This window comes from Gordonia sp. LMA167 (assembly GCF_058130025.1).
In genome coordinates, this window is record NZ_CM176708.1 from 4,660,488 (window position 1) to 4,682,025 (window position 21,538).

Below are 21,538 nucleotides of genomic sequence, written 5' to 3' on the forward strand. Positions count from 1 at the left end.
TTTCGTCAGCGCCACGATCACAGCGCACCCTTCGTCGACGGCACGCCACTCACACGCGGATCGGGTTCGGTCGCCGCCCGCAACGCCCGGGCGACCGCCTTGAACTCGGCCTCGGTGATGTGGTGCTGGTCGCGACCGTAGAGGACCCGCACGTGCAGCGCGATCCGGGCGTTGAGGGCGATGGATTCGAAGACGTGGCGGTTGATCACCGTCGAATACGGCACCCCGGGGTAACCACCGATCACGGCGGTGAGCAGGTGCTCCGGTTCGCCGGTGTGCACACAGTAAGGCCGTCCGGAGACGTCGACCACGGCGTGCGCAAGCGTCTCGTCCATGGGGATGAAGCAGTCACCGAACCGGCGGATGCCCTTCTTGTCACCCAACGCCTGACCGAGTGCCTGACCCAGGACGATTGCGGTGTCCTCGATGGTGTGGTGTCCCTCGACCTCCACGTCGCCCTTCGCCTCGACGGTGAGGTCGAAACTGCCGTGCTGACCGAAGGCGGTGAGCATGTGGTCGAAGAACGCGATACCGGTGGAGATGGCGGTGACGCCGGTGCCGTCGAGGTTGATCTCGACGGTGATCGACGATTCGCGGGTGGTTCGTTCGACCCGCGCGATGCGCGGTGCTGCGGTGGTCACTTACCCATTCTCCAGATCTGTGGCCGCCAGCGTGGCGCTGACGTCGAGGAAGGCGTCGTTCTCCGGTGCGAGGCCGATCGTGACACGGAGGTGGCCGCCGATACCGACGTCTCGGATCAACACGCCGGAGTCGAGATAGCGCTGCCAACTGGCCGGAGCGTCACGGAACCGCCCGAACAGCAGGAAGTTCGCGTCGGAGTCCACCACGCGATAGCCGATGTCGGCCAGTCGCGCTGCGACGCGCTTGCGTTCGGCGATGATGGCGGCCACCCCGGCCAGGGTGTCGTCGCGGTGACGCAGGGCTGCGCGTGCGGCAGCCTGTGTCAGCACCGACAGGTGGTACGGGAGGCGCACGAGCTGCAGTGCATCGACGATGGCCGGCGCGGCCGCGAGGTAGCCGAGGCGCCCGCCGGCAAAGGCGAACGCCTTGCTCATCGTCCGGCTGACGACGACCTTCGTCGGATACTCGTCGATCAGCTCGACCGCGCTGGGCTGTTCGGAGAACTCGCCATAGGCCTCGTCGACGATGACGATTCCCGGCGCCGCCTCGATGATGGCGCGCAGCGCATCGTTGGGGATCGACCCGCCGGTGGGGTTGTTCGGCGAGGTCACGAACACCACGTCGGGCCGACGATTGCTCACCTCGGCCACCGCGTAGTCGACGTCGAGGGAGAAGTCCGAGGCACGCACGGCGTGCAGCCACGTCGTGTCGGTGCCGTCGGAGATGATCGGATGCATCGAATAGGACGGCACAAAGCCGAGCGCACTACGGCCCGGACCACCGAAGGCCTGCAGTAGCTGCTGCAGGATCTCGTTGGAGCCGTTTGCCGCCCAGAGATTCTCCGGAGACAGCTCCACCCCGGTGGCCTCGGTGAGGTAGTGGGCGAGGTCGGTGCGCAGCGCGACCGCATCCCGGTCGGGGTAACGGTGCAGCTCCACCGCCGCCTGCCGGGTGGACTCGGCGATGTCGGCGACCAGCGCCGCCGACGGCGGGTGCGGGTTCTCGTTGGTGTTCAACACCACCGGCACCTTCAGTTGCGGTGCGCCATAAGCACTTTTCCCACGCAGATTCTCACGCAACGGCAGATCGTCGACGGTGATCCGACTGCCCGGTCCGCCACGACTCGTGAGTGCGCTCATGACGCTCCCGAGGCGACAAAGCGCTGCTTGATGGCGTCACCGTGGCCTGGCAGGTCTTCGGCGTCGGCGAGGGTGACGACCTTGTCGGCGACGTCACGCAGGGCGGCCTCGTCGTAGTCGATGACATGCACGCCCCTGAGGAACGTCTGAACCGACAGACCGGAGGCGAACCGGGCCGAACCCGAGGTCGGCAGAACGTGATTCGATCCGGCGCAGTAGTCGCCGAGACTCACCGGCGCATAGGGTCCGACGAAGATCGCACCCGCGTTGGTGACCCGGTCGGCAACCGTCGCCGCATCCCGGGTCTGGATCTCGAGGTGTTCGGCGGCGTAGGCGTCGACCACCGCCAACCCGGCCTCCAGGTCGTCGACGAGCACGATCCCGGACTGCTTGCCGGACAGGGCGGTGCTCACCCGTTCGCGGTGCTTGGTCGCTGCCACCTGCGCTTCCAGTGCTACGTCCACCGCGTCGGCGAGTTCGACGCTGTCGGTCACGAGCACCGATGCGGCGAGAACGTCGTGTTCGGCCTGACTGATCAGGTCGGAGGCGAGGATGCCCGGATCGGCGCTGTCGTCTGCGAGGATGGCGATCTCGGTGGGGCCGGCCTCGGAGTCGATACCGACGACGCCGCGGCACAGACGCTTGGCGGCGGTCACGTAGATGTTGCCCGGACCGGTGATGAGATCGACCGGGTCGAGTATCGCGCCGGCCGAATCGCCGTCGGAATCGCGGCCGCCGTAGGTCAGCAGCGCGATGCCCTGCGCTCCGCCGACCGCCCAGACCTCATCGACACCGAGCAGCGCGCACGCAGCGAGAATCGTCGGGTGCGGCCAGCCGCCGAATTCCTTCTGCGGCGGCGAGGCGATGACGAGGGAACCGACGCCGGCCTCCTGCGCCGGGACCACATTCATGATCACCGACGACGGATAGACCGCATTACCGCCGGGCACGTAGAGCCCCACCCGGCGGACCGGAATCCACTTCTCGCTGACCACTCCTCCGTCGACGACCTGGGTGCGCGAGGTCTCGCGACGCTGGTCGGCATGCACCAGACGGGCCCGGGTGATCGACTCGCGCAGCGCGTCGACAACGGCTTCGTCGAGGTGATCGAGCGCGTCGGCGATCACCTGAGCCGGCACCCGGACCGACGCCGGGCGGACGCCGTCGAACTTCTCCCCGAACTCGAGCGCGGCATCGGCACCGCGCTCGGCGACCGCATGGACCACCGGCGCCACCGTCTCGAGAACGGCATTGACATCGGTGCCTCCGCGGGGCAACGCACGACGCAGTTCAGCGAGCGTCGGAGTGGCACCGCGCAGGTCGGTTCGGGCGAGCATCGGGATCTCCTGTTGACAGTGGGGAGGCTGCGCATCGTGCGCACGTCACCACAAGTTTATGGGGTCCGACGAAGTGGTTTTCACACGGTGCGGCAGGCCTCGCCGAATCGAGTGCACCGGCGGCACCGAATTCGGGCGGCTCGCATCACCGATCGGCGGTGGGCGCCGGGATGTCGAGGCCGAGATCGAGAACCGTCACCGAGTGGGTCAGCGCACCGACGGCCAGATAGTCGACGCCGGTCCGCGCGTAGTCGGCGGCCATGTCCAACGACAGGCCACCCGAGCTCTCCAGCTTCGTCTCCGGCGAGCGCGCGTTGCGCCGCTGGACCGCCATCTGCGTCTCCCAGAGCGCGAAATTGTCGAGCAGAACGAGCTGGGGCTCCAGCGCCAGCACCTCGTCGAGCTGGGCCAGCGAGTCCACCTCGACCTCGACCGGCAGGTCCGGAGCGGCGGCGCGCACCGCGGCGAGCGCGGCGCTCACCGAGCCGGCCGCGACGACGTGATTGTCCTTGATCAACGCGGCGTCGCCGAGGCCCATCCGGTGGTTGACACCCCCGCCCGCCCGGACCGCGTACTTCTGCAGGGACCGTATCCCGGGCAGCGTCTTGCGTGAGTCACGCACCTTGGCGTCGGTGCCGTCGACTTCGGCCACCCACCGGGCGGTCGCCGTCGCGATGCCGGACAGGTGGCAGATGAGGTTGAGTGCGGTGCGCTCGGCGGTCAGCAGCGCGGCGGTGGGCGCCTGCACGGCGAGTACCACGTCCTTGGGGCCGACCACGTTGCCGTCGGACAGCGCCGCGGTCACCTCGTAGGCGCCGGCGCCGATGACCTCGTCGAACACCGCGAGCACCAGTGGGATGCCGGCTATGACGCCGTCGGCGCGACTGACGATCGCGGCGTCGGTCGCGGCGTCGGCGGGCACCGTGGCGAGCGTCGTGACGTCGGGTCCGTAGCGCAGGTCCTCGTCGAGCGCGGTCCGGATCAGCGTCCGCACCTCGTCGGTCACCGCGAGGTCGAGCGCCCCGGACACCCCGATCTGACCGACGAACGCGTCACTCACCGGAACCGGGATTGCCGATCGCGATCATCCGCTCGACGCTCTTGCGAGCGCGCTCGGCCACGTCCGGGGCGACGTGCACCTCGTCGCGCCCCTCACGCAGCGAACGCAGCAGGGCCGCCGGGGTGATCATCTTCATGTACGGGCACGACGCCCGGTCGTTGACCGCCTGGAAGTCCACTGTGGGCGCGGCCTTGCGGAGCTGGTGCAGCATGCCGATCTCGGTGGCCACCAACACCTGCTTTGCCTGCGTTGCACGCGCCGCATCGAGCATTCCGCCGGTCGACAGGATCTTCACCCGGTCCTCGGGCACGGCTCCCTCACCCGCGAGATACAACGCCGACGTCGCGCAACCGCACTCCGGGTGGATGAACAGGTCGGCGTCCGGGTGCGAGCCGGCCTTCGCGGCGAGCTCGTCGCCGTTGATGCCGGCGTGCACGTGGCACTCACCCGCCCAGATGTGGATGTTGTCGCGGCCCGTCTCACGTTTGACGTGGGCGCCGAGGAACTGATCGGGCAGGAACAGCACGTCCTTGTCGGGATCGATCGATGCGACCACGTCGACGGCGTTTGACGAGGTGCAGCAGATGTCGGTGAGACCCTTCACCTCGGCGGTGGTGTTCACATAGGACACGACGACCGCGTCCGGGAACTCGTCTTTCCATTCGCGCAGTTCGTCGGCGGTGATGGAATCGGCCAGCGAGCAGCCGGCCCGCTCGTCCGGGATCAGCACCCGCTTCTCGGGGCTGAGGATCTTGGCGGTCTCGGCCATGAAATGCACACCGCAGAAGATGATCTCGTCCGCGTCCACCTCGGCCGCGATCCGCGACAGCGCAAGCGAGTCACCCACATGGTCGGCGACGTCCTGGATCGCGGGCAGCTGATAGTTGTGGGCCAGCAGGGTCGCGTTCCGGGCGCGGGCGAGCCGCCGGACCTCCTCGGCCCACTCCTGCGTGGGCTCGACCCCGGTGTAGCCGCCGGGTCCGTCGGTCCATGAGGCGTCCATCAGGTCGAGGTCAACGGCCCCGACCTCTGTCGTCACCGCCGGACGGTCGCTGGTGATGCTCATCTGCCACTCCTCTTCCGGTCATGCCCGGCGCTGTGGTCGCGCTCCGAGCAGGGTTTTCGACTGATGATCGAAAACACTGTCCATCGTAACACCGGTCACATCCGAGGCATTCCCGCGGGCAATTCGAGTAGTGGACTACGCGTTCGCGCGAACGCCACAAACCCTAGCGTCAGCGGAGTACACCCTCTCCGGCCAGGTCAGAACCGGCCGCTGACCAGATTGTGAGCAGCGTGATGACCGTTTCCCCGTCCGACACCTTCACGACCTCACCGGTTGCCGCCGGTCCCCTTGCACCGCCTCTCGGGCGGGCCGCCGCGGCCGCGGTCCAGCGCCGCCAGGCCGCGCTGGCCCGACTCGCCGCGCGCCGCATGCCACTGCCCGGGGCCCCGGCCATGCCATCCGCCATGCCACCGGCGCCACATGCGGCCACTGTCCGCCGCCCGATCGAGGACACGCGACCGCGCCCCCATATGCATCTGGTGGCCGCACCCGAGGTCTCCACGCGGCCTTCCGCGGCGCCGACCGTGGGCCCGCATCCGACCGCGACATCCGCGCCCGGGGGCCCCCGCCGCCGTCCGGGCCTGACCGATCGCGAGATCCAGGTGCTGCGTACGTGGCTGCTGACCGATTCGAAGATCGCTGTGGCGAAGGAGCTCTCGATCTCCATCGGCACGGTGAACACCCACCTCACGCGGATCCGCGCCAAGTACTCGGCGGTCGACCGGACCGCCCGCACGAAAGCAGCACTCGCGGCGCGCGCGATCCAGGACGGGATCATGTCACTCGACGAGCTCTAGCGCCGCGCGCGGCCGACGACGACGTGGGGTCGCGCGCCCATACAATCGACGCCATGGCGACGCCCCCATCGAGCTCATCCAGCGCCGCCGGGGCGTCCCAGGTTCGCGTGGAGGTCTTGACCGCCGTCTTTCAGGTCCGGGAAGTCGACGCCGACGTCGCGCCGATGCTGTGCGTCCTGCTCTGGCGCCACGCCGGAGGCGCCGCGTGGTCATTGCCCGGCGGCGACGTCGCGCCCGACGAAACCCTCAAGAGCAGCGCGCGCAGGCTCGTCGCGGATTCGGTGGACGTCGCCGACATCGCCCACCTCGAGCAACTGGCCGTGTTCTCCGACCCGGGTCGCGTACCGGGCGTCCGCACCATCGCGTCGACGTATCTCGGGCTGGTCCCCACCGATGTGTCGGCGCGACTTCCCGACGACGCGGCCTGGTATGCCGTGGACGCACTGCCCGACCTGGCCTTCGATCACCGCGAGATCATCGAGGCGGCCCGACACCGACTCGCCGCGAAACTGTCATACACGAACATCGCCTTCGCCCTTGCCCCGAGCCGCTTCCCGATGTCGCAGCTATCCGAGATCTACTGTGCAGCACTGGGTTACGCTGTCGACACTACAAATCTGCTACGCATTTTGTCTCGACGTGCCGTGGTGGTGGCCACCGGGACCGTGGGTAAGACCGGGCGATCCGGCGGCCGCCCACCCGCGCTTTACGCGTTCGCGGAATCCGAGTTGCGGGTGACCGACGAGTTCGCGACGTTGCGTCCGCCGATGTGACCCCGCGCGCCGACCTCACGGCGCGGTCAGGACCTCGGCGTCGCCGTCGGTGATCGCGATGGTGTGTTCGCTGTGCGCGGTACGCGACCCGTCCGCGGACCGGATGGTCCAACCGTCGGGGTCGTAGACGATTCGAGCGGTGTGCCGGGCGAGCCACGGTTCGAGTGCGAGGGTGAGCCCGGGCCGCAGCCGCAGACCGTGCCCGGCGCGACCGAGATTGGGCACGTGCGGATCCTCGTGCATGGTGCGTCCCAGCCCGTGGCCACCGAACTCGGTGTTCACGGGATATCCGCGCGAGGTGCAGACCGAACCGATCGCGGCGGAGATGTCGCCGAGTCGGTTTCCCGCTCGGGCGGCGGCGATGCCGGCGGCCAACGCCGCTCTGGTGGTCTCGATGAGCGCCTCGTCGTCGGGCCGTGGCGTCCCGACGATGATCGTCCGCGCCGAATCCGCCACCCAGCCGTCGATCGACACCGCGATGTCCATGCTGAGCACGTCACCGTCGACCAGCACGTAGTCATGTGGAAGCCCGTGCAGCACGGCGTCGTTAACCGACAGGCAGATGACGTTGCGAAACGGCCCGCGACCGAACGACGGCGAATAGTCCCAGTAACACGACACGGCACCTCGGGAGTCGACGAGTTCGCGCGCCCGCATCTCGAGGTCGAGCAGATTGACCCCGGGTCGCGCCCGCAGCGAGAGATCGTCGAGCAATTCCGCGATGAATCGTCCGGTCACCCGCATCGCCGCCACCTCGTCCGGTGACTTCAGTTCGATCACACCCACCTCCTGGTATTTAAATACCAGGATACGGAATCACATCGGTATTTTCATACCGGGGTCGGTAGGCTGAGCGCATGGTTCGTGCACCGTTGACCCCTGAGCAGATCGCCGCCGGGCGGCGCCTCGGCGCGCTGCTGCGCGAGCTGCGGGGCGACCGCACCGTCACCGACGTCGCCGAAGCGGCGGGCATCTCACCGGAGACGCTGCGCAAGATCGAGGGCGGGCGGCTGCTCACCCCGTCGTTCGCGACGGTGGTGGCACTGAGTCGCGTCCTCGAGGTCTCGGTCGACGTCGTCGCCGATGCCGTGATCGACGCCACGCCGGCTCAGATCGGCTGACCCTCGGGCCCCTCGCCCGATCCCGCGGACACCGCGATGAGGTCGCCGACACCCAGATCGGCGGTCCGCGATCCGAGGGCGAAACCGAGATAGAGGAACGCCGCCGCGAACGGTGCGCACCCGAACAGCACCCATGCTCCCCCGACACCGCGAACCGCGCCGTCGAGCCAGAGATCGGGAACCAGCTCGAAGGTCGCACCGACCGGGGTGGAGCGTGGATCGTCGAATCGCCAGTCCGCGACCCGGGTCCCGATCCACGCGGCGAGGAACGAACCGATGACCGAGCTCACCGCGACCACGCCGAATCCGACCGGACCGCGCCAGGCGCGTGCGGTGAACCAGGCGACGACAACCGAGACGAGCCCGTAGACGAGCAGCAGGGACGCGAAGGTCCCGACGGCGGCGAACTCCTCGGGGAATTCGGCTGCCGGGATGATCGCGGAGCCCGCGGAGAGCACCCGGCCGGTCATGGCCGGGGTCACCATCGCCCAGATCATCCCGACGACCGCGCCGAGCAGGATCACCACGGCCACGACCGCGATCAACGGACCCGCGGCAGGACGGGTGTGACCCGTGGGGTCAGTCGTCGCCGGCGGCGGTTCGGGCGCCGTCGCCGGACTGCTCACCTCTGCCCCAGCTCGGCCGAATCCACCGTCCCGTGCCGGGAGCAGCGGGCGCCCCAGCCGTCCGGCCGCACCTGGACGACCATGCGCCTCCCGCATTGGCCGCAATACCGCGGCGGTTCGAGTCCCATGCGGGCCGCGGGCGGCACCGCGTCGGGTGACTGGAGATCGAGCTCCAGCCCGGTGTAGACGCCGTAGCGGCACGGCTCCGCGAGCGGCCCCGGGATGTCGAGCGGGGCGCCTGCTGGGCGTGGTCGGTCCACCGGGTCGGGCTTCGTCATCGACGTGGTCACGTGATCGAGCCTAGATGCTGTCGTTGAGTGCCTTGATCGGCATCGACAGATCACTCAGCAGATCGAGGTCGTCCTCGGCGGGGCGGCCCAGGGTGGTGAGGTAGTTGCCGACGATGACCGCGTTGATGCCGCCGAGGATGCCCTGTTTGGCACCGAGGTCGCCCAGGGTGATCTCACGGCCACCGGCGAACCGCAGAATCGTGCGCGGCAACGCGAGGCGGAACGCGGCAACCGATTTGAGCGCTTCCGAGGCGGGCAGGACGTCGAGGTCCCCGAACGGGGTGCCCGGCCGCGGGTTGAGGAAGTTGAGCGGAACCTCGTCGGGCTCCAACGCGGCGAGATCCGCGGCGAACTCGGCGCGCTGTTCCAGCGACTCCCCCATGCCGAGGATGCCGCCGCAGCAGACCTCCATGCCGGCCTCGCGGACCATGCGCAGCGTGTCCCAGCGCTCTTCCCAGCTGTGGGTGGTCACCACATTCGGGAAGTGGCTGCGCGCGGTCTCGAGGTTGTGGTTGTAGCGGTGGACGCCCATGCCCTTGAGCTCGTCGACCTGCTCCTGGCTGAGCATGCCGAGGCTGCAGGCGATCTGGATGTCGACCTCGTTGCGGATCGCCTCGATGCCGGCGGCCACCTGGCTCATCAGACGCTTGTCCGGACCGCGGACGGCCGCGACGATGCAGAACTCGGTCGCACCGGTCTTCGCGGTCTGCTTGGCGGCCTCGACCAGCGACGGGATGTCGATCCACGCGCTGCGCACGGGCGACGCGAAGAGCCCGGACTGCGAGCAGAAGTGGCAGTCCTCGGGGCACCCGCCGGTCTTGAGGGAGATGATGCCCTCGACCTCGACCTCGGGTCCGCACCACGTCATACGCACGTCGTGGGCGAGCTGCAGCAGTTCGGTGAGTCGGTCGTCGGGCAGACGCAGCACCTCGAGAACCTGCTCGCGACGCAGCCCCTCGCCGTTCTCGAGAACCTGCGTGCGGGCGATGTCGAGGATGTCGTCGGATGTATCGGTGCGGGTGGCGCCGGGTGCGACGGGGGCCTGGGTCACGAGAGAACTCCTTCTTGGGGCTGTGCATTCAGGGACTGTGAACGGATGGGTGGTTCGGGCTCGGTCGGTGTCCGGGCGTGGCCGGGAAGACATTCGTGACGCAGCCATTCCGGGTCGATCCACGATGGCGCGAGTCGCCGGAAATCGGCCGGGTCCAGCCCGCCGGCGCCGACCGGGATCGCGCCGACGATCGGCACGCCGGTGAGACGCGGCAGATCGGTGCGATTGCAGGTCATCGCGAGATCCGGTTCGGCCGGCCACGATCCGATGATCAGTCCCGCGGCCCGCAGGCCGCGCCCGGTGATCGCGGACACCGTCAGTTCGGCGTGGTTGAGCGCGCCGAGGCCGGCCGGAACCACGACGACCACACCGGCATCGGTCGCCTCGGCGACATCGAGGAGCGTCAGATCCTGGGCGAGCCGGACCAGCACACCACCGGCCCCCTCGACGAACGTCACGTCGTGATCGGCGGCCAGACCGGCAACGGCCGACGTCACGGTGCCGATTTGCAGTGCGGCCAGCCCTGCTCGGCGGGCCGCGGTCTCCGGCGCGAGCGGTTCGGGGTAGCGGGCACATTCCGCCGTCGCCGTCGGTCCGGCGAGCGCTTCGACGACGGCGAGATCGCCTGGTTCCCCACCCACGACACCGGTCTGCGCCGGTTTGCACACGGCCACACTGGTTCCCGCGTCCCGCGCCGCGGCGACCAGGGCGGCCGTCACGATTGTCTTACCGACATCGGTCGATGTGCCGGTGACGGCCAGGATCCGACCGGGCCCGGCGGTCATCGGACACCGACCTGTGTCAGTGCGTCGTTGACGACGCCCGCGACGTGATCGATGACCGAGGCCTCGAGATCGGCCCGCACCGTCAACCGGAGGCGCGAGGTGCCGGCGGGCACCGATGGCGGACGGAAGCAGCCCACGAGGACACCTTGATCGCGGCATGCGGCCGCCGCGGCAACGGCGGGCTTCGGGTCGCCGACGACGAGGGAGATGACCGCCGCGGCCGGTGTGTCGGCCCCGATCGCGGCCGCCATCCGGGTCGCGTTGGCGCGCAGTCGGTGCGGCATCGCCGGGTCGGCGCGCAGCAGGCCGAGCGCGGCCCGAGCGGCGCCGACGGCGGCCGGGTTGAGTCCGGTGTCGAAGATGAAGGTGCGGGCGCGGTCGATCAGATGCGATCGCAGCAGCGCCGAGCCCAGCACGACACCGCCTTGCGCACCGAGCGACTTGGACAGCACCGTGGTCACGACGAGATCCGGCGCCCCGGACAACCCCAGTTCGGCGACCAGACCTCGACCACCGGGACCACGCACCCCGAGGGCATGCGCCTCGTCGACGAGCAGGGCCGCCCCGTTGTCGCGGGCCGCGGCGTACAGGTCGGCGATCGGCGCCGGCTCACCGTCGATGCTGTACACCGAGTCGGTGACGACGAGCGCCCGCTTCTCGGTGCGTGCACGCAGCGCGGCCCGCACGGCCGCATGATCGCCTCGATCCACCACGACCACGCGCGCCCGCGACAGCCGGCAGCCGTCGATCAGTGAGGCATGCGTCCCGGTGTCGCTGACGATGAGATCGCCGCGTCCGGCCAGTGCGGTGATCGCGCCGACATTGGCGAGGTAGCCGGAGGAAAAGGCGAGGGCGGACGGGAATCCGAGAAACTCGGCGAGGTCGTCCTCGAGTTCGACGTGGGCCGCGGTGGTGCCGACGACCAGTCGCGATGCTGTGGATCCCGCACCCCAGGCGTCGAGCGCCGCGTGGGCACCGGCGATCACCGCCGGATCGGTGGACAGACCCAGGTAGTCGTTGGAGGCGAGATTGATCATCGACGAATCGGGCTGTCGCACCACGGGTTCCCGGTGCAGACCGGCCTGCTCGAGCCGGACGGCCTCGTCGGCCAGCCACGCCAGGGCGTCCTCGGACGTGTCGACGGATGCGGCTGCAGTGGCCGCCGGGTTCAGTTCTGTGGTCGTCATCGACTCACTCCCGTGATGAGGTCTACGGACAGAGATGCATCCACCGCGGCACGCACACCGCGGGTGATCGTGTCGATGTCGTCGCCGGTGCACACGAACGGCGGCATCACGTAGACGAGATCCCGGAACGGCCGCAACCACACCCCTGCGTCGACCGCGGCGGCGGTGGCCGCCGACATGTCGACGGGCCGATCCAGCTGCACCACGCCGATCGCACCCCGGACCCGCACGTCGACGACGCCGGGCGTGTCGGCGAGGCCGGCGAGACCGCGCTGCAACCCGGACTCGATCGCGCCCACCCGGTCACGCCAGGGTGACTCCAGCAACAGTTCGATGGCGGCGACCGCGACCGCGCACGCCAGCGGGTTCGCCATGAATGTCGGGCCGTGCGCGAGTCCGCCCGCCTCGCCGGCGCTGATCACCTCCGCGACCTCCGTGGTGCAGAGCGTCGCGGCCAGCGTCAGGTATCCGCCGGTCAACGCCTTGCCGACGCACATGATGTCGGGCGTGACGCCGACGTGGTCGGCGGCGAACAGTTCGCCGGTGCGGCCGAACCCGGTTGCGATCTCGTCCAGGATGAGCAGGACACCAGCACGGTCGCAGATACGCCGGAGTTCGGACAGGTACCGCGGGTCGTGGAACCGCATGCCCCCCGCGCCCTGCACGACCGGCTCGACGATGACGGCGGCGAGGCGCTCGCGATGTTCGGTGACGGCGGATTCGAGGACCGCGACGTAGTCGGCGTCGTACTCCGTCGGCGGCGCCGGGACGAAGACCTGGTCGGTGAGCACGTCAGTCCACATCGAGTGCATCCCGCCGTCGGGATCACAGACGCTCATCGGGGCGAAGGTGTCGCCGTGGTAGCCACCGCGCCAGGTGAGCAGCCGGGTCCGCGACGTCTCGCCGCGGCTGCGCCAGTACTGCAGCGCCATCTTCACGGCGACCTCGACGGACACCGAGCCGGAGTCGCAGAAGAAGACCTTCTGCAGGTCACCGGGGGTGATCGAGACCAGCAGCTGCGCCAGCCGGGCGGCGGGTTCGTGGGTCAGTCCGCCGAACATGACGTGCGACATCGCCCCGAGCTGATCGGTGACCGCCGCGTCGAGCACGGGGTGCCGGTAGCCGTGGATGGCGGCCCACCACGAGCTCATGCCATCGACGACGCGGCGTCCGTCGGCCAGCTCGAGCCGCACGCCCTGCGCACCGCGCACGACGAGAGGCGGCGTCGCCGGTGGCATGGCGCCGTACGGGTGCCAGACGTGGTCGCCATCGATGCGGCTGATGGTGGCGTCGTCCACGGCGCGATGTCCTTCGGATCTCTGGGAGACGCGCCGGTGGCGTGCCTCACGGGCTTCCTCGTCCTGAACACTGTACAGGTTTCCTGAACGCTGTACAGGGCGCCTATTGTGGGCGCGTGAGCAACAACCGAGCCGACGTCCTGCGCGCGGCCCGCGACATCCTGACCGACCACAGCCTGGCCGATCTGTCCATGCGCCGCCTCGCCGCCGATCTCGGGGTGCGGCCGAACGCGCTGTACTGGCACTTCCCGAACAAGCAGACGCTGCTGGCGGCGCTGTCCGACGACATCCTCGGCGATGTCGCGGCCCCACCCGAGAGCATGAGGTGGGATGAACGTCTCGCCTTCCTGGCGACCGGGATGCGTGCCGCGCTCCTCGACGTGCCCGACAGCGCCGAGGTCGTGTCCTCGGCATGGGCCAGCGGGCTCTCCCCGAAGAGCATCGCCACCGATCTGGCGACGGTGGGGCGCGCCGGCGGACTGAGCGAGCGCGATGCGGCGGCCGTCGCGACGGCGGTATGCCAGCTGGTCATCGGATTGACCATCGAGGAGCAGACCCGAGCACAGATGGAACGACTCCAGGTGACCGGCCCGTCGGGACGCGATTTCACCTCCGAGTTCGCCGATGGGCTCGGGGTGATCCTGGACGGCGCGCGACTGCGGGCCGGCGTCCGCCCGGTGGCCGCCGTGAACGGGAACGGTAAAGAAACGTAAAGGTCAGCGGCTGTCCGTCGGTCGGTGTGTCGGACCGCGCGGAATCGGATATCACAGCTTGGGCATGTAGATTGCTTCACCGAAAGACCGCCTGAACCCACTCGACGATTCAGCCGGACCGTTCATCGAGCCGATGCTCACGACAGGAAGATCCACCAGGCAAGTGGCAGCTCCGACGCACACCGCCGCCCCGGCGTCGCCGGGCCCGGTGGACACCGTGCCCGCGTACCGCACGGACCTCGACGGTCTGCGCGGGATCGCGATCGCGCTGGTCGCCGCCTTCCACGTGTGGTTCGGGCGCGTCTCCGGCGGTGTCGACGTGTTCCTGGCCCTGTCGGGGTACTTCTTCATCGGGTCGTTGCTGCGCCACGCGATCCACAGCCAGGCCACGCACGTCACGCTCCGGGACACCATCAACCCGTGGCCGCGCCTCAAACGACTGCTGCGGCGGCTGCTACCCGCGCTGTTCACCATCCTCATCGCGGTTGCCGTGCTCACCGTCGTCGTGATCCCGCAGACTCGTTGGGTCAGTATCGGCCGCGAGCTGGTCGCCAGCGCGCTGTACTACCAGAACTGGCATCTGGCCTTCAATTCCCAGGATTACCTGGCCGCGAGCTCTGCGAACAGTCCGCTACAGCACATCTGGTCGATGTCGGTGCAGGGGCAGTTCTTCGTCGCGACCCTGCTGGTCGCGCTGATGTTCGCGGCCATCATCAAGCTGACCGCGCGCATGCTTCCTCCGCTCGCCGAACCGCGGACGATCAGGCTGCTGGTCGGCCTCGCCGTGCTCGGCGTGGCCGCCGTCTCGTTCTACTGGGCGCACATGCGCATGGGCGTCAACCAGCAGTTCAACTACTTCGACACGCTGTCTCGGGTGTGGGAGCCCCTGGCCGGCGGGCTGCTGGCGATCTGGCTGCCGAGCTGGCGTGTCCCCCGCTGGGTGCGCACCGTCGCCGCGGTCGCGGCGCTGGCACTGATCGTCACCTGCGGCTGGTGGATCGACGGCGTCGACTCGTATCCGGGCCCCCTCGCGCTGGTGCCGGTCGGCTCGACCCTGGTGATCATCTGGGCCGGCGCGACCGCACTGGAACGCCCGCGCCCCGGCGCCACCGGGCCGCAGGGCCTGCCGCCGGTCAACCGGATGCTGGCCAGCCGCTGGCCGGTGTGGCTCGGCACGGTCGCCTATTCGCTGTATCTGTGGCACTGGCCCCTGCTCATCTTCTACCTGACCTGGCGCGGCAAGAACCACGCCTCCGTCGTCGAGGGTGTCGGGATCCTCGCCGTCTCGCTGGGGCTGGCCTGGCTGACCAAACGCTACGTCGAGGACCCGCTACGCGGCGGCGGACGGTCCAGGCTGGCCCACGCACGCCCCGACGGCCGGACCCGATGGCTCAGCTACACCTCGGTGGTGACGAGTCTCCTCGTGGTCGGCACGGTGATCACCGGCGTCGGGATCAAGGTCTGGGATCGGCACGTGTCGACGATGGTGGTGGACACCAAGAACCTCGACCCCCGCTCATACCCCGGCGCCCGGGCCCTACTCGACGGGTACCCGGTGCCCGCGCTCGATCCGCAGCCGTCGCCGCTGATGGTCACCCAGGACTTCCCGGAGACCTCCACCGACGGTTACATGAGCAGCTTCGAGGACCCCGGGATTCACGTCGGCGTCTACGGCGACCCGACCGCGACCAAGACCGTCGCACTCATCGGCGGCTCCCACGCCGAGATGTGGATCTCCGCCCTCAACCTCCTCGGACAACGCAACCACTTCAAGGTGACGACCTACGTGAAGATGGGTTGCCCGATGTCCACGGAGCTGGTGCCCAAGCAGCAGGGCGTGCCCTATCCCCAGTGCCACGACTGGGTGATGCGGGTGATGAAGAAGGTGATCGCCGACAAACCGGACGCGGTGTTCACCAACTCGACCCGCCCACGTGACTATCAGCCGGGTGACTGGGTGCCGCCGACCTATACACCGATCTTCGACGAGTTCATCGATGCCGGTATCGACGTTCTCGGCATCCGGGACACTCCGTGGCCGAAGAACGCGAAGGGTTCCATCGACACGCCGACCTGCCTCGCCGACGGCGGAACCGCCGAGAGTTGCGGCACCCGCCGGGCGGCGGCCCTCGCGCCGCAGGACCCGGCGCTGGCACTGGCCGCGACGCGGCCGAAGTTCCACGCGCTCGACCTCTCCGACGGGATCTGCGACGCCGAACTGTGCCCGGCGATCGTGGGCAACATCATCGTCTACAAGGACTGGCACCATCTGAGCGCGACGTATGTCCGCAGCCTCAGCGACGAACTGGGACGGCAGATGGCGCAGGCCCTGCCGTGGACCGGCCCACCCGTGCCCTGATCAGGGGCCACGGACGACCAGAGTCGTCCATCCCACATCGGATCACGGTCTCTCCGAGATGAACACGTGACGGTTGACGGCTAGTGTCATGTCATGGAATCGCCGAAGGCCGAGATGACCAAATCGCCGGCCCCCGATGCCGGGCGTTCGGGCGGCCGACAACCCGCCGCGGAGCGCGCGGAGTTCATCGACCTCCCCGACCCGATCGATCATTCGGAGCCGCCCGCAGATGCGACCCCGTTTGTCGTCTGGCCGGGTAACCCGTATCCGCTCGGAGCGACGTATGACGGTGTGGGAACCAACTTTTCGCTGTTCTCCGAGGTAGCCACCGCCGTCGATCTGTGCCTGATCGACGCCGCGGGCACGGAGCGTCGGATCCGCCTCGAGGAGGTGGACGGCTACTGCTGGCACTGCTACCTGCCCAACATCGGCCCGGGCCAGTTCTACGGGTTCCGTGTGCACGGTCCGTACGATCCGGCGCAGGGGTTGCGCTGCGACCCCAGCAAGCTGCTCCTCGACCCCTACGGCAAGGCCTTCCACGGGGCCTTCGACGGCGATCCGTCCCTGTTCTCGTACGCGATGGTCGACCCGGACACGACATCGGCCGAACCCGCGGCGCCGGTCGAGACCGAGGCCGCAACGGCGGCGGTGACGACCAGCGACGCCGGGACTCCGCCGGTCCCTGACGGGACGGCCGAGGACGGGGCCATCGATGCCGAGGTCACGGAGGCGACACCCGAAGCGCAGGTCACCGAGGACCAGTCCGATGCGCCGAACGGCACCGACCTGACACCCCGGTCCGCCGGCGATCCGGCACCGGCGGTGACCGGCACCGCCACCCCGAGCGTGCCGATGGCCTCTGCCCAGCCCGCCGACATGCCACAACTCGATTCGCTCGGCCACACGATGGTGTCGGTGGTGATCAACCCGTACTTCGACTGGCAGAACGACCGGTCACCGAAGCGGCCCTACCACCAGACCGTCATCTACGAGGCCCACGTCAAGGGGATGACGGCAACCCATCCCGACGTTCCCGAACACCTGCGCGGAACCTACGCCGGACTGTGCCATCCGGTCATCATCGACCACCTCAAGTCCCTCGGCATCACCGCGATCGAACTGATGCCGGTGCACCAGTTCATGCAGGACTTCGTCCTGCTCGACAAGGGACTCCGAAACTACTGGGGATACAACACATTCGGCTTCCTCGCTCCGCATGTCGAGTACACATCGCAACCCGACCAGCCGGCGAGCGCGGTCACCGAATTCAAGGCGATGGTACGGGCGTTCCACAAGGCCGACATCGAGGTCATCCTCGACGTCGTCTACAACCACACCGCAGAGGGTAACCACCTCGGTCCCACGATCTCGTTCCGCGGTATCGACAATGCCGCCTATTACCGGCTCGTCGACGGCAATCCCGAGATGTACATGGACTACACCGGAACCGGTAACAGTCTGAACGGACGCCATCCACACACCCTGCAGCTGATCATGGACTCGCTGCGTTACTGGGTGCTCGAGATGCACGTCGACGGCTTCCGCTTCGATCTCGCGTCCACGCTCGCGCGCGAACTCCACGACGTCGACCGCCTCTCGGCGTTCTTCGACCTCGTCCAACAGGATCCGGTGGTCAGTCAGGTCAAGCTCATCGCCGAGCCGTGGGACGTCGGCGAGGGCGGCTATCAGGTCGGGAACTTCCCGCCGTTGTGGACCGAATGGAACGGCAAGTACCGCGACACCGTGCGCGACTACTGGCGCGGTGAGCCGGCCACCCTCGGCGAGTTCGCCTCCCGTCTGACCGGGTCGTCGGATCTCTACGAGGCGACCGGTCGACGGCCGCTGGCGAGTATCAACTTCGTCATCGCCCACGACGGCTTCACCCTGCGAGACCTCGTCTCCTACAACGAGAAGCACAACGCGGCCAACGGCGAGGACAGTCGCGACGGGGAGAGCCACAACCGGTCCTGGAACTGCGGCGTGGAGGGTCCCACCGACGATCCCGAGGTCCTCGATCTGCGCGCTCGACAACAGCGCAACATCCTGGCGACGCTGTTCCTGTCCCAGGGCACGCCCATGCTCGCCCACGGCGACGAGTTCGGACGGACCCAGCAAGGGAACAACAACGTGTACTGCCAGGACTCCGAACTGTCCTGGATGGACTGGTCCCTCGCCGAGAAGAACTCGGACCTCTTGGATTTCACCCGCAAGGTGATCGATCTACGCACCCGCCACACCGTCTTCCGACGACGACGGTTCTTCGCCGGCAAGCCGATCCGGTGGGGCGGTCAGGCCCTCGACATCGTCTGGTTGACCCCGTCCGGCGAGGAGATGACAGCCGAGGACTGGGACAGCGGGTTCGGCAAGAGCCTCGCGGTCTTCCTCAACGGCGATGGCATCGGCGAACCCGACGAGCGCGGCGAGAAGGTGGTCGACGACAGCTTCATCATCTGCTTCAACGCCCACTACGAGGACATCGAGTTCCACCTGCCCGCGTGGGGGTTGGAATGGGTCGGCGAACTCGACACCACGCATCCCACCGGTGACTCCGAGATCAGCGCGAGTCCGGGTTCGGCGCTGATGGTGGGCGCGCGGTCGGTTCTGGTACTCCGCAAGACAGCGTGACCTGCGAGAGATGACAAACGACGCTTCTCCCGCCATCGGTGGTGTCCGTGAGCCGGTGGCCACCTATCGGGTTCAGCTGACCCCCGACTTCGGGTTCGCCGACGTCATCGAGATCCTGCCGCACCTGGTCGATCTGGGGGTGAGTCACATCTACCTGTCCCCGATCGGCCGCGCGATGCCGGGCTCGACGCACGGTTACGACTGGGTCCCGCCGCCCGTGGTGGCACCCGACCGCGGTGGTCTTGCCGGTCTGCGTGAGCTGCGCCGGGCCGCCACCGGCCACGGTCTCGGTCTCATCATCGACATCGTGCCCAACCACACCGGCGTGGCGGACGCTCTGCAGAATCCCTGGTTCAGCGATCTGCTGCGGTACGGGTCCGGATCCCGGTATGCGAACTGGTTCGACGTCGACTTCTCGACGGACAACGGCAGCGAGGGGAAGATCGCGCTTCCGGTGCTCGCCGCCGACGGCGACCTGTCGCCGCTGGTGGTCGACGGCGGCCACCTGCGCTATCACGATCACGTCTTCCCCACCGCCCCCGGTTCAACGTCGACCGGAAGTCCCGTCGAGGTGCACGGTCGCCAGCACTACCGACTGGTGCCCTGGAACTGCGGGTTGATCGGTTACCGCCGGTTCTTCACCGTCAACGAGCTCGCCGGGCTTCGGCAAGAGGATCCCGCCGTGTACGCGGCGACCCACGAGTGGCTTCGGGATCTCGTCGACGAGAACCTCATCGACGGTGTGCGCGTGGATCATCCGGACGGACTGTGGGATCCGCAGTCCTACCTCCGGCGGCTGCGCGCCGACGTCGGAGAAGGTCGGCTCATCTACGTGGAGAAGATACTCGCACCCGACGAGGAGCTGGAGCCGACGCTGCCCGTCGAGGGAACGACCGGTTACGACCAGATGCGTCTGATCGACGCGGTCTTCACCGCCCCGTCGGGGGTCATCGAACTCGGCGAGACGCACGAACGGGTCACCGGGCAGCCCGGTGATTCCAGCTGGCTGCACGAGGCCGAGCGCGCCCGAAAGCTGGTGACGCTGCGGGAGATGTTCCCCACCGAGCACCGCCGCCTCGTGCGGGCCATCACCCATTCCGACCCGTCCGCCGACTCCGAGGCGGTGGCCGACGCCACCGCTCAGCTGATCGCAGAACTCGGCGTCTACCGAGCCGACTATCCGTCCCTCCGCGCCCGCCTCGTCGACACCGCCGCCGAGATCACACGCCGCACACCGCGTCTCGCCGCCGCCATGGACCTGGTCGTGCAGGCGACCGGGAGCCCGGGCGCCGCGGCGTCTCGCCTGGCCCAGACCTGCGGTGCGGTCACGGCCAAGAGCGTCGAGGACAGTCTGTTCTACCGGACGGCGCGGCTGGTGTCGGCACAGGAGGTCGGCGGGGATCCGGCCGACCCGACTTTGTCGCTGCGGGACTTCCACGCCCACAACGCCCGCCGGGCACATGATTGGCCCTGGGCGATGACAGCGACGTCGACACACGACACCAAGCGCGGCGAAGATGTGCGGTCCCGGATCGCCCTGCTGACCCAGGTTCCCGAGCGATGGTCCAGGTTGGTGCGCGGGATATGGCAGGCGACCCCGCCACCCGACGATCTGACCGGATACTTCCTGTTGCAGAACATCTTCGGCGTGTGGCCGGCGGCCGGGCCGGTCGACGACACACTGCGACAACGGATCAAGGCCTATGCCCAGAAGGCCGCACGCGAAGCCGCGGTGTGCACCACCTGGACCGAGGTCGACGACGAGTTCGAGAACGCGCTCGCAGCCTGGATCGATGAGGTGACCACCGGCCACAACTCCGCGACGATCGCCGAGCTCGTCGCTGAGGTCACCCCGAACTGGTATTCGGAATCCTTGGCGCGCAAGGTGATCGCACTGCTCGGCCCCGGGGTGGGAGACATCTACCAGGGCACCGAATGGTGGGACGATTCCCTCGTTGATCCCGACAACCGTCGAGCGGTTGACTTCCGACAGTCGCGCGAGCATCCGAAGGTCGAGCTCATCCGAGCGGCATTGCGGGCCCGTGCGGCGCACCCCGAGGCCTTCCGGGCCGGCGGAACCTATACGGCCCTGTACGCGGAGGGACGCTGCGCCGACCACGTGGTCGCGTTCACCCGTGGCGTCGGAGACGACCCGCGGGTCGCGGTGGTGACCGCGCGATTCACCCACAGTGTCTCCGACCGGGACGCGTCGGCCACGACCATCTCGCTACCTTCGGGCACATGGCGGGACGCGCTCACCGGCGAGGTCCGCGGTCCGACGATGCACCTGTCGGAGCTGGGACCAACCTCCGTGGGCGTCCTGACCAGGACGGACTGACCGGGGCGCCGGACGAGCGCTAGTGACCCCGATAAGGTATGCAGGGCCGGACGAACGGTTCCGACCCCCGGTCCCTGAGGAGCACGAAGGGCCGGACGAACAGCCCGAACCCCCGACCCCTGAGCAGCACGAACGGCCGGACGAACGGTTCCGCCCCCCGGTCCCTGAGCAGCACGAAGGGCCAGACGAACGGTTCCGACCCCCGGTCCCTGAGCAGCACGAAGGGCCAGACGAACGGTTCCGCCCCCCCGGTCCCTGAGCAGCACGAAGGGCCAGACGAACGGTTCCGACCCCCGGTCCCTAAGCAGCACGAAGGGCCAGACGAACGGTT

The 21,538-nt window shown here is 68.6% G+C and carries 19 protein-coding genes; 7 read left to right on the plus strand and 12 right to left on the minus strand.

Features of this window, described 5'->3' with window-relative positions; genetic code table 11:
- Positions 1–17 precede the first annotated feature (17 nt).
- From hisB to nadA, 5 genes are all read right to left on the minus strand, one after another.
- Complete coding sequence (gene hisB / locus ACVT6V_RS21190; RefSeq protein ID WP_489896080.1) at positions 18–641, minus strand: imidazoleglycerol-phosphate dehydratase HisB; 624 nt, start codon at positions 639–641, stop codon at positions 18–20.
- Positions 642–1,781, minus strand: a complete 1,140-nt coding sequence (locus ACVT6V_RS21195) for a histidinol-phosphate transaminase (protein ID WP_489896081.1) — start codon at positions 1,779–1,781, stop codon at positions 642–644. It abuts the gene before it with no gap.
- On the minus strand, positions 1,778–3,118 hold the full coding sequence (gene hisD / locus ACVT6V_RS21200; RefSeq protein WP_489896082.1) for a histidinol dehydrogenase: 1,341 nt from the start codon (positions 3,116–3,118) through the stop codon (positions 1,778–1,780). The genes ACVT6V_RS21195 and hisD overlap by 4 nt, the downstream gene beginning before the upstream one ends.
- Before the next feature lie 145 nt (positions 3,119–3,263).
- Positions 3,264–4,178 (minus strand): carboxylating nicotinate-nucleotide diphosphorylase, encoded by a 915-nt coding sequence (nadC, locus tag ACVT6V_RS21205; protein ID WP_489896083.1) that lies wholly within the window; start codon positions 4,176–4,178, stop codon positions 3,264–3,266.
- Complete coding sequence (nadA, locus tag ACVT6V_RS21210) at positions 4,171–5,244, minus strand: quinolinate synthase NadA (RefSeq protein WP_489896084.1); 1,074 nt, start codon at positions 5,242–5,244, stop codon at positions 4,171–4,173. Before nadA ends, nadC begins: the two co-directional genes overlap by 8 nt.
- A 233-nt stretch (positions 5,245–5,477) precedes the next feature.
- On the opposite strand from nadA, the gene ACVT6V_RS21215 reads away from it, so the two are divergent.
- Together ACVT6V_RS21215 and ACVT6V_RS21220 are read left to right on the plus strand one after the other, a co-directional pair.
- Complete coding sequence (locus ACVT6V_RS21215; RefSeq protein ID WP_489900929.1) at positions 5,478–6,041, plus strand: response regulator transcription factor; 564 nt, start codon at positions 5,478–5,480, stop codon at positions 6,039–6,041.
- A gap of 53 nt (positions 6,042–6,094) precedes the next feature.
- Complete coding sequence (locus tag ACVT6V_RS21220; protein WP_489896085.1) at positions 6,095–6,814, plus strand: NUDIX hydrolase; 720 nt, start codon at positions 6,095–6,097, stop codon at positions 6,812–6,814.
- Positions 6,815–6,829: 15 nt separating this feature from the next.
- Here the strand turns inward: ACVT6V_RS21220 and map are convergent, their stop codons facing one another.
- Positions 6,830–7,594 (minus strand): type I methionyl aminopeptidase, encoded by a 765-nt coding sequence (gene map / locus ACVT6V_RS21225; protein WP_489896086.1) that lies wholly within the window; start codon positions 7,592–7,594, stop codon positions 6,830–6,832.
- A gap of 77 nt (positions 7,595–7,671) precedes the next feature.
- Between map and ACVT6V_RS21230 the strand changes: the two genes are divergently transcribed.
- Positions 7,672–7,935: a helix-turn-helix domain-containing protein gene (locus ACVT6V_RS21230; protein WP_489896087.1), complete on the plus strand. Its 264-nt coding sequence runs from the start codon at positions 7,672–7,674 to the stop codon at positions 7,933–7,935.
- Here ACVT6V_RS21230 and ACVT6V_RS21235 read toward each other — a convergent pair.
- The 6 genes from ACVT6V_RS21235 to ACVT6V_RS21260 are packed head-to-tail and all read right to left on the minus strand — an operon-like array spanning position 7,923 to position 13,172.
- On the minus strand, positions 7,923–8,561 hold the full coding sequence (locus ACVT6V_RS21235) for a DUF2567 domain-containing protein (protein ID WP_489896088.1): 639 nt from the start codon (positions 8,559–8,561) through the stop codon (positions 7,923–7,925). The genes ACVT6V_RS21230 and ACVT6V_RS21235 overlap by 13 nt on opposite strands.
- Positions 8,558–8,839 (minus strand): biotin synthase auxiliary protein BsaP, encoded by a 282-nt coding sequence (bsaP, locus tag ACVT6V_RS21240; RefSeq protein WP_489900931.1) that lies wholly within the window; start codon positions 8,837–8,839, stop codon positions 8,558–8,560. Before bsaP ends, ACVT6V_RS21235 begins: the two co-directional genes overlap by 4 nt.
- 22 nt (positions 8,840–8,861) lie before the next feature.
- Positions 8,862–9,902 (minus strand): biotin synthase BioB, encoded by a 1,041-nt coding sequence (bioB, locus tag ACVT6V_RS21245; protein WP_489896089.1) that lies wholly within the window; start codon positions 9,900–9,902, stop codon positions 8,862–8,864.
- Positions 9,899–10,687, minus strand: coding sequence for a dethiobiotin synthase (bioD, locus tag ACVT6V_RS21250; RefSeq protein WP_489896090.1), 789 nt, complete (start codon positions 10,685–10,687; stop codon positions 9,899–9,901). Before bioD ends, bioB begins: the two co-directional genes overlap by 4 nt.
- On the minus strand, positions 10,684–11,874 hold the full coding sequence (locus ACVT6V_RS21255; protein ID WP_489896091.1) for an 8-amino-7-oxononanoate synthase: 1,191 nt from the start codon (positions 11,872–11,874) through the stop codon (positions 10,684–10,686). Before ACVT6V_RS21255 ends, bioD begins: the two co-directional genes overlap by 4 nt.
- A complete protein-coding gene (locus ACVT6V_RS21260) occupies positions 11,871–13,172 on the minus strand; it encodes an adenosylmethionine--8-amino-7-oxononanoate transaminase (protein WP_489896092.1) in 1,302 nt (433 codons plus the stop codon). Before ACVT6V_RS21260 ends, ACVT6V_RS21255 begins: the two co-directional genes overlap by 4 nt.
- Before the next feature lie 116 nt (positions 13,173–13,288).
- Here ACVT6V_RS21260 and ACVT6V_RS21265 point away from each other — a divergent pair, with 116 nt between their 5' ends.
- The 4 genes from ACVT6V_RS21265 (at position 13,289) to treY (ending at position 21,207) form a co-directional block, all read left to right on the plus strand.
- Positions 13,289–13,885 carry a TetR family transcriptional regulator gene (locus tag ACVT6V_RS21265; RefSeq protein ID WP_489896093.1) on the plus strand — a complete coding sequence of 199 codons (597 nt, stop codon included), beginning with the start codon at positions 13,289–13,291 and terminating at the stop codon, positions 13,883–13,885.
- Between the two features lie 163 nt (positions 13,886–14,048).
- Positions 14,049–16,244 (plus strand): acyltransferase family protein, encoded by a 2,196-nt coding sequence (locus ACVT6V_RS21270; RefSeq protein ID WP_489896094.1) that lies wholly within the window; start codon positions 14,049–14,051, stop codon positions 16,242–16,244.
- 93 nt (positions 16,245–16,337) lie between these two features.
- Positions 16,338–18,869, plus strand: a complete 2,532-nt coding sequence (gene glgX, locus ACVT6V_RS21275) for a glycogen debranching protein GlgX (protein ID WP_489896095.1) — start codon at positions 16,338–16,340, stop codon at positions 18,867–18,869.
- 10 nt (positions 18,870–18,879) lie between these two features.
- On the plus strand, positions 18,880–21,207 hold the full coding sequence (gene treY / locus ACVT6V_RS21280) for a malto-oligosyltrehalose synthase (RefSeq protein WP_489896096.1): 2,328 nt from the start codon (positions 18,880–18,882) through the stop codon (positions 21,205–21,207).
- Positions 21,208–21,538 lie beyond the last annotated feature (331 nt).

What these genes read in the sequence shown, in the direction of transcription:
- ACVT6V_RS21220 (WP_489896085.1), top strand. Translation starts at nt 6,095, where the DNA reads ATGGCGACGCCCCCATCGAGCTCATCCAGCGCCGCCGGGGCGTCCCAG.
- nadA (WP_489896084.1), bottom strand. Translation starts at nt 5,244, where the DNA reads ATGAGCATCACCAGCGACCGTCCGGCGGTGACGACAGAGGTCGGGGCC.
- ACVT6V_RS21255 (WP_489896091.1), bottom strand. Translation starts at nt 11,874, where the DNA reads ATGACGACCACAGAACTGAACCCGGCGGCCACTGCAGCCGCATCCGTC.
- glgX (WP_489896095.1), top strand. Translation starts at nt 16,338, where the DNA reads ATGGAATCGCCGAAGGCCGAGATGACCAAATCGCCGGCCCCCGATGCC.
- treY (WP_489896096.1), top strand. Translation starts at nt 18,880, where the DNA reads ATGACAAACGACGCTTCTCCCGCCATCGGTGGTGTCCGTGAGCCGGTG.
- ACVT6V_RS21215 (WP_489900929.1), top strand. Translation starts at nt 5,478, where the DNA reads ATGACCGTTTCCCCGTCCGACACCTTCACGACCTCACCGGTTGCCGCC.
- bsaP (WP_489900931.1), bottom strand. Translation starts at nt 8,839, where the DNA reads ATGACGAAGCCCGACCCGGTGGACCGACCACGCCCAGCAGGCGCCCCG.
- ACVT6V_RS21195 (WP_489896081.1), bottom strand. Translation starts at nt 1,781, where the DNA reads ATGAGCGCACTCACGAGTCGTGGCGGACCGGGCAGTCGGATCACCGTC.
- bioD (WP_489896090.1), bottom strand. Translation starts at nt 10,687, where the DNA reads ATGACCGCCGGGCCCGGTCGGATCCTGGCCGTCACCGGCACATCGACC.
- ACVT6V_RS21230 (WP_489896087.1), top strand. Translation starts at nt 7,672, where the DNA reads ATGGTTCGTGCACCGTTGACCCCTGAGCAGATCGCCGCCGGGCGGCGC.
- hisD (WP_489896082.1), bottom strand. Translation starts at nt 3,118, where the DNA reads ATGCTCGCCCGAACCGACCTGCGCGGTGCCACTCCGACGCTCGCTGAA.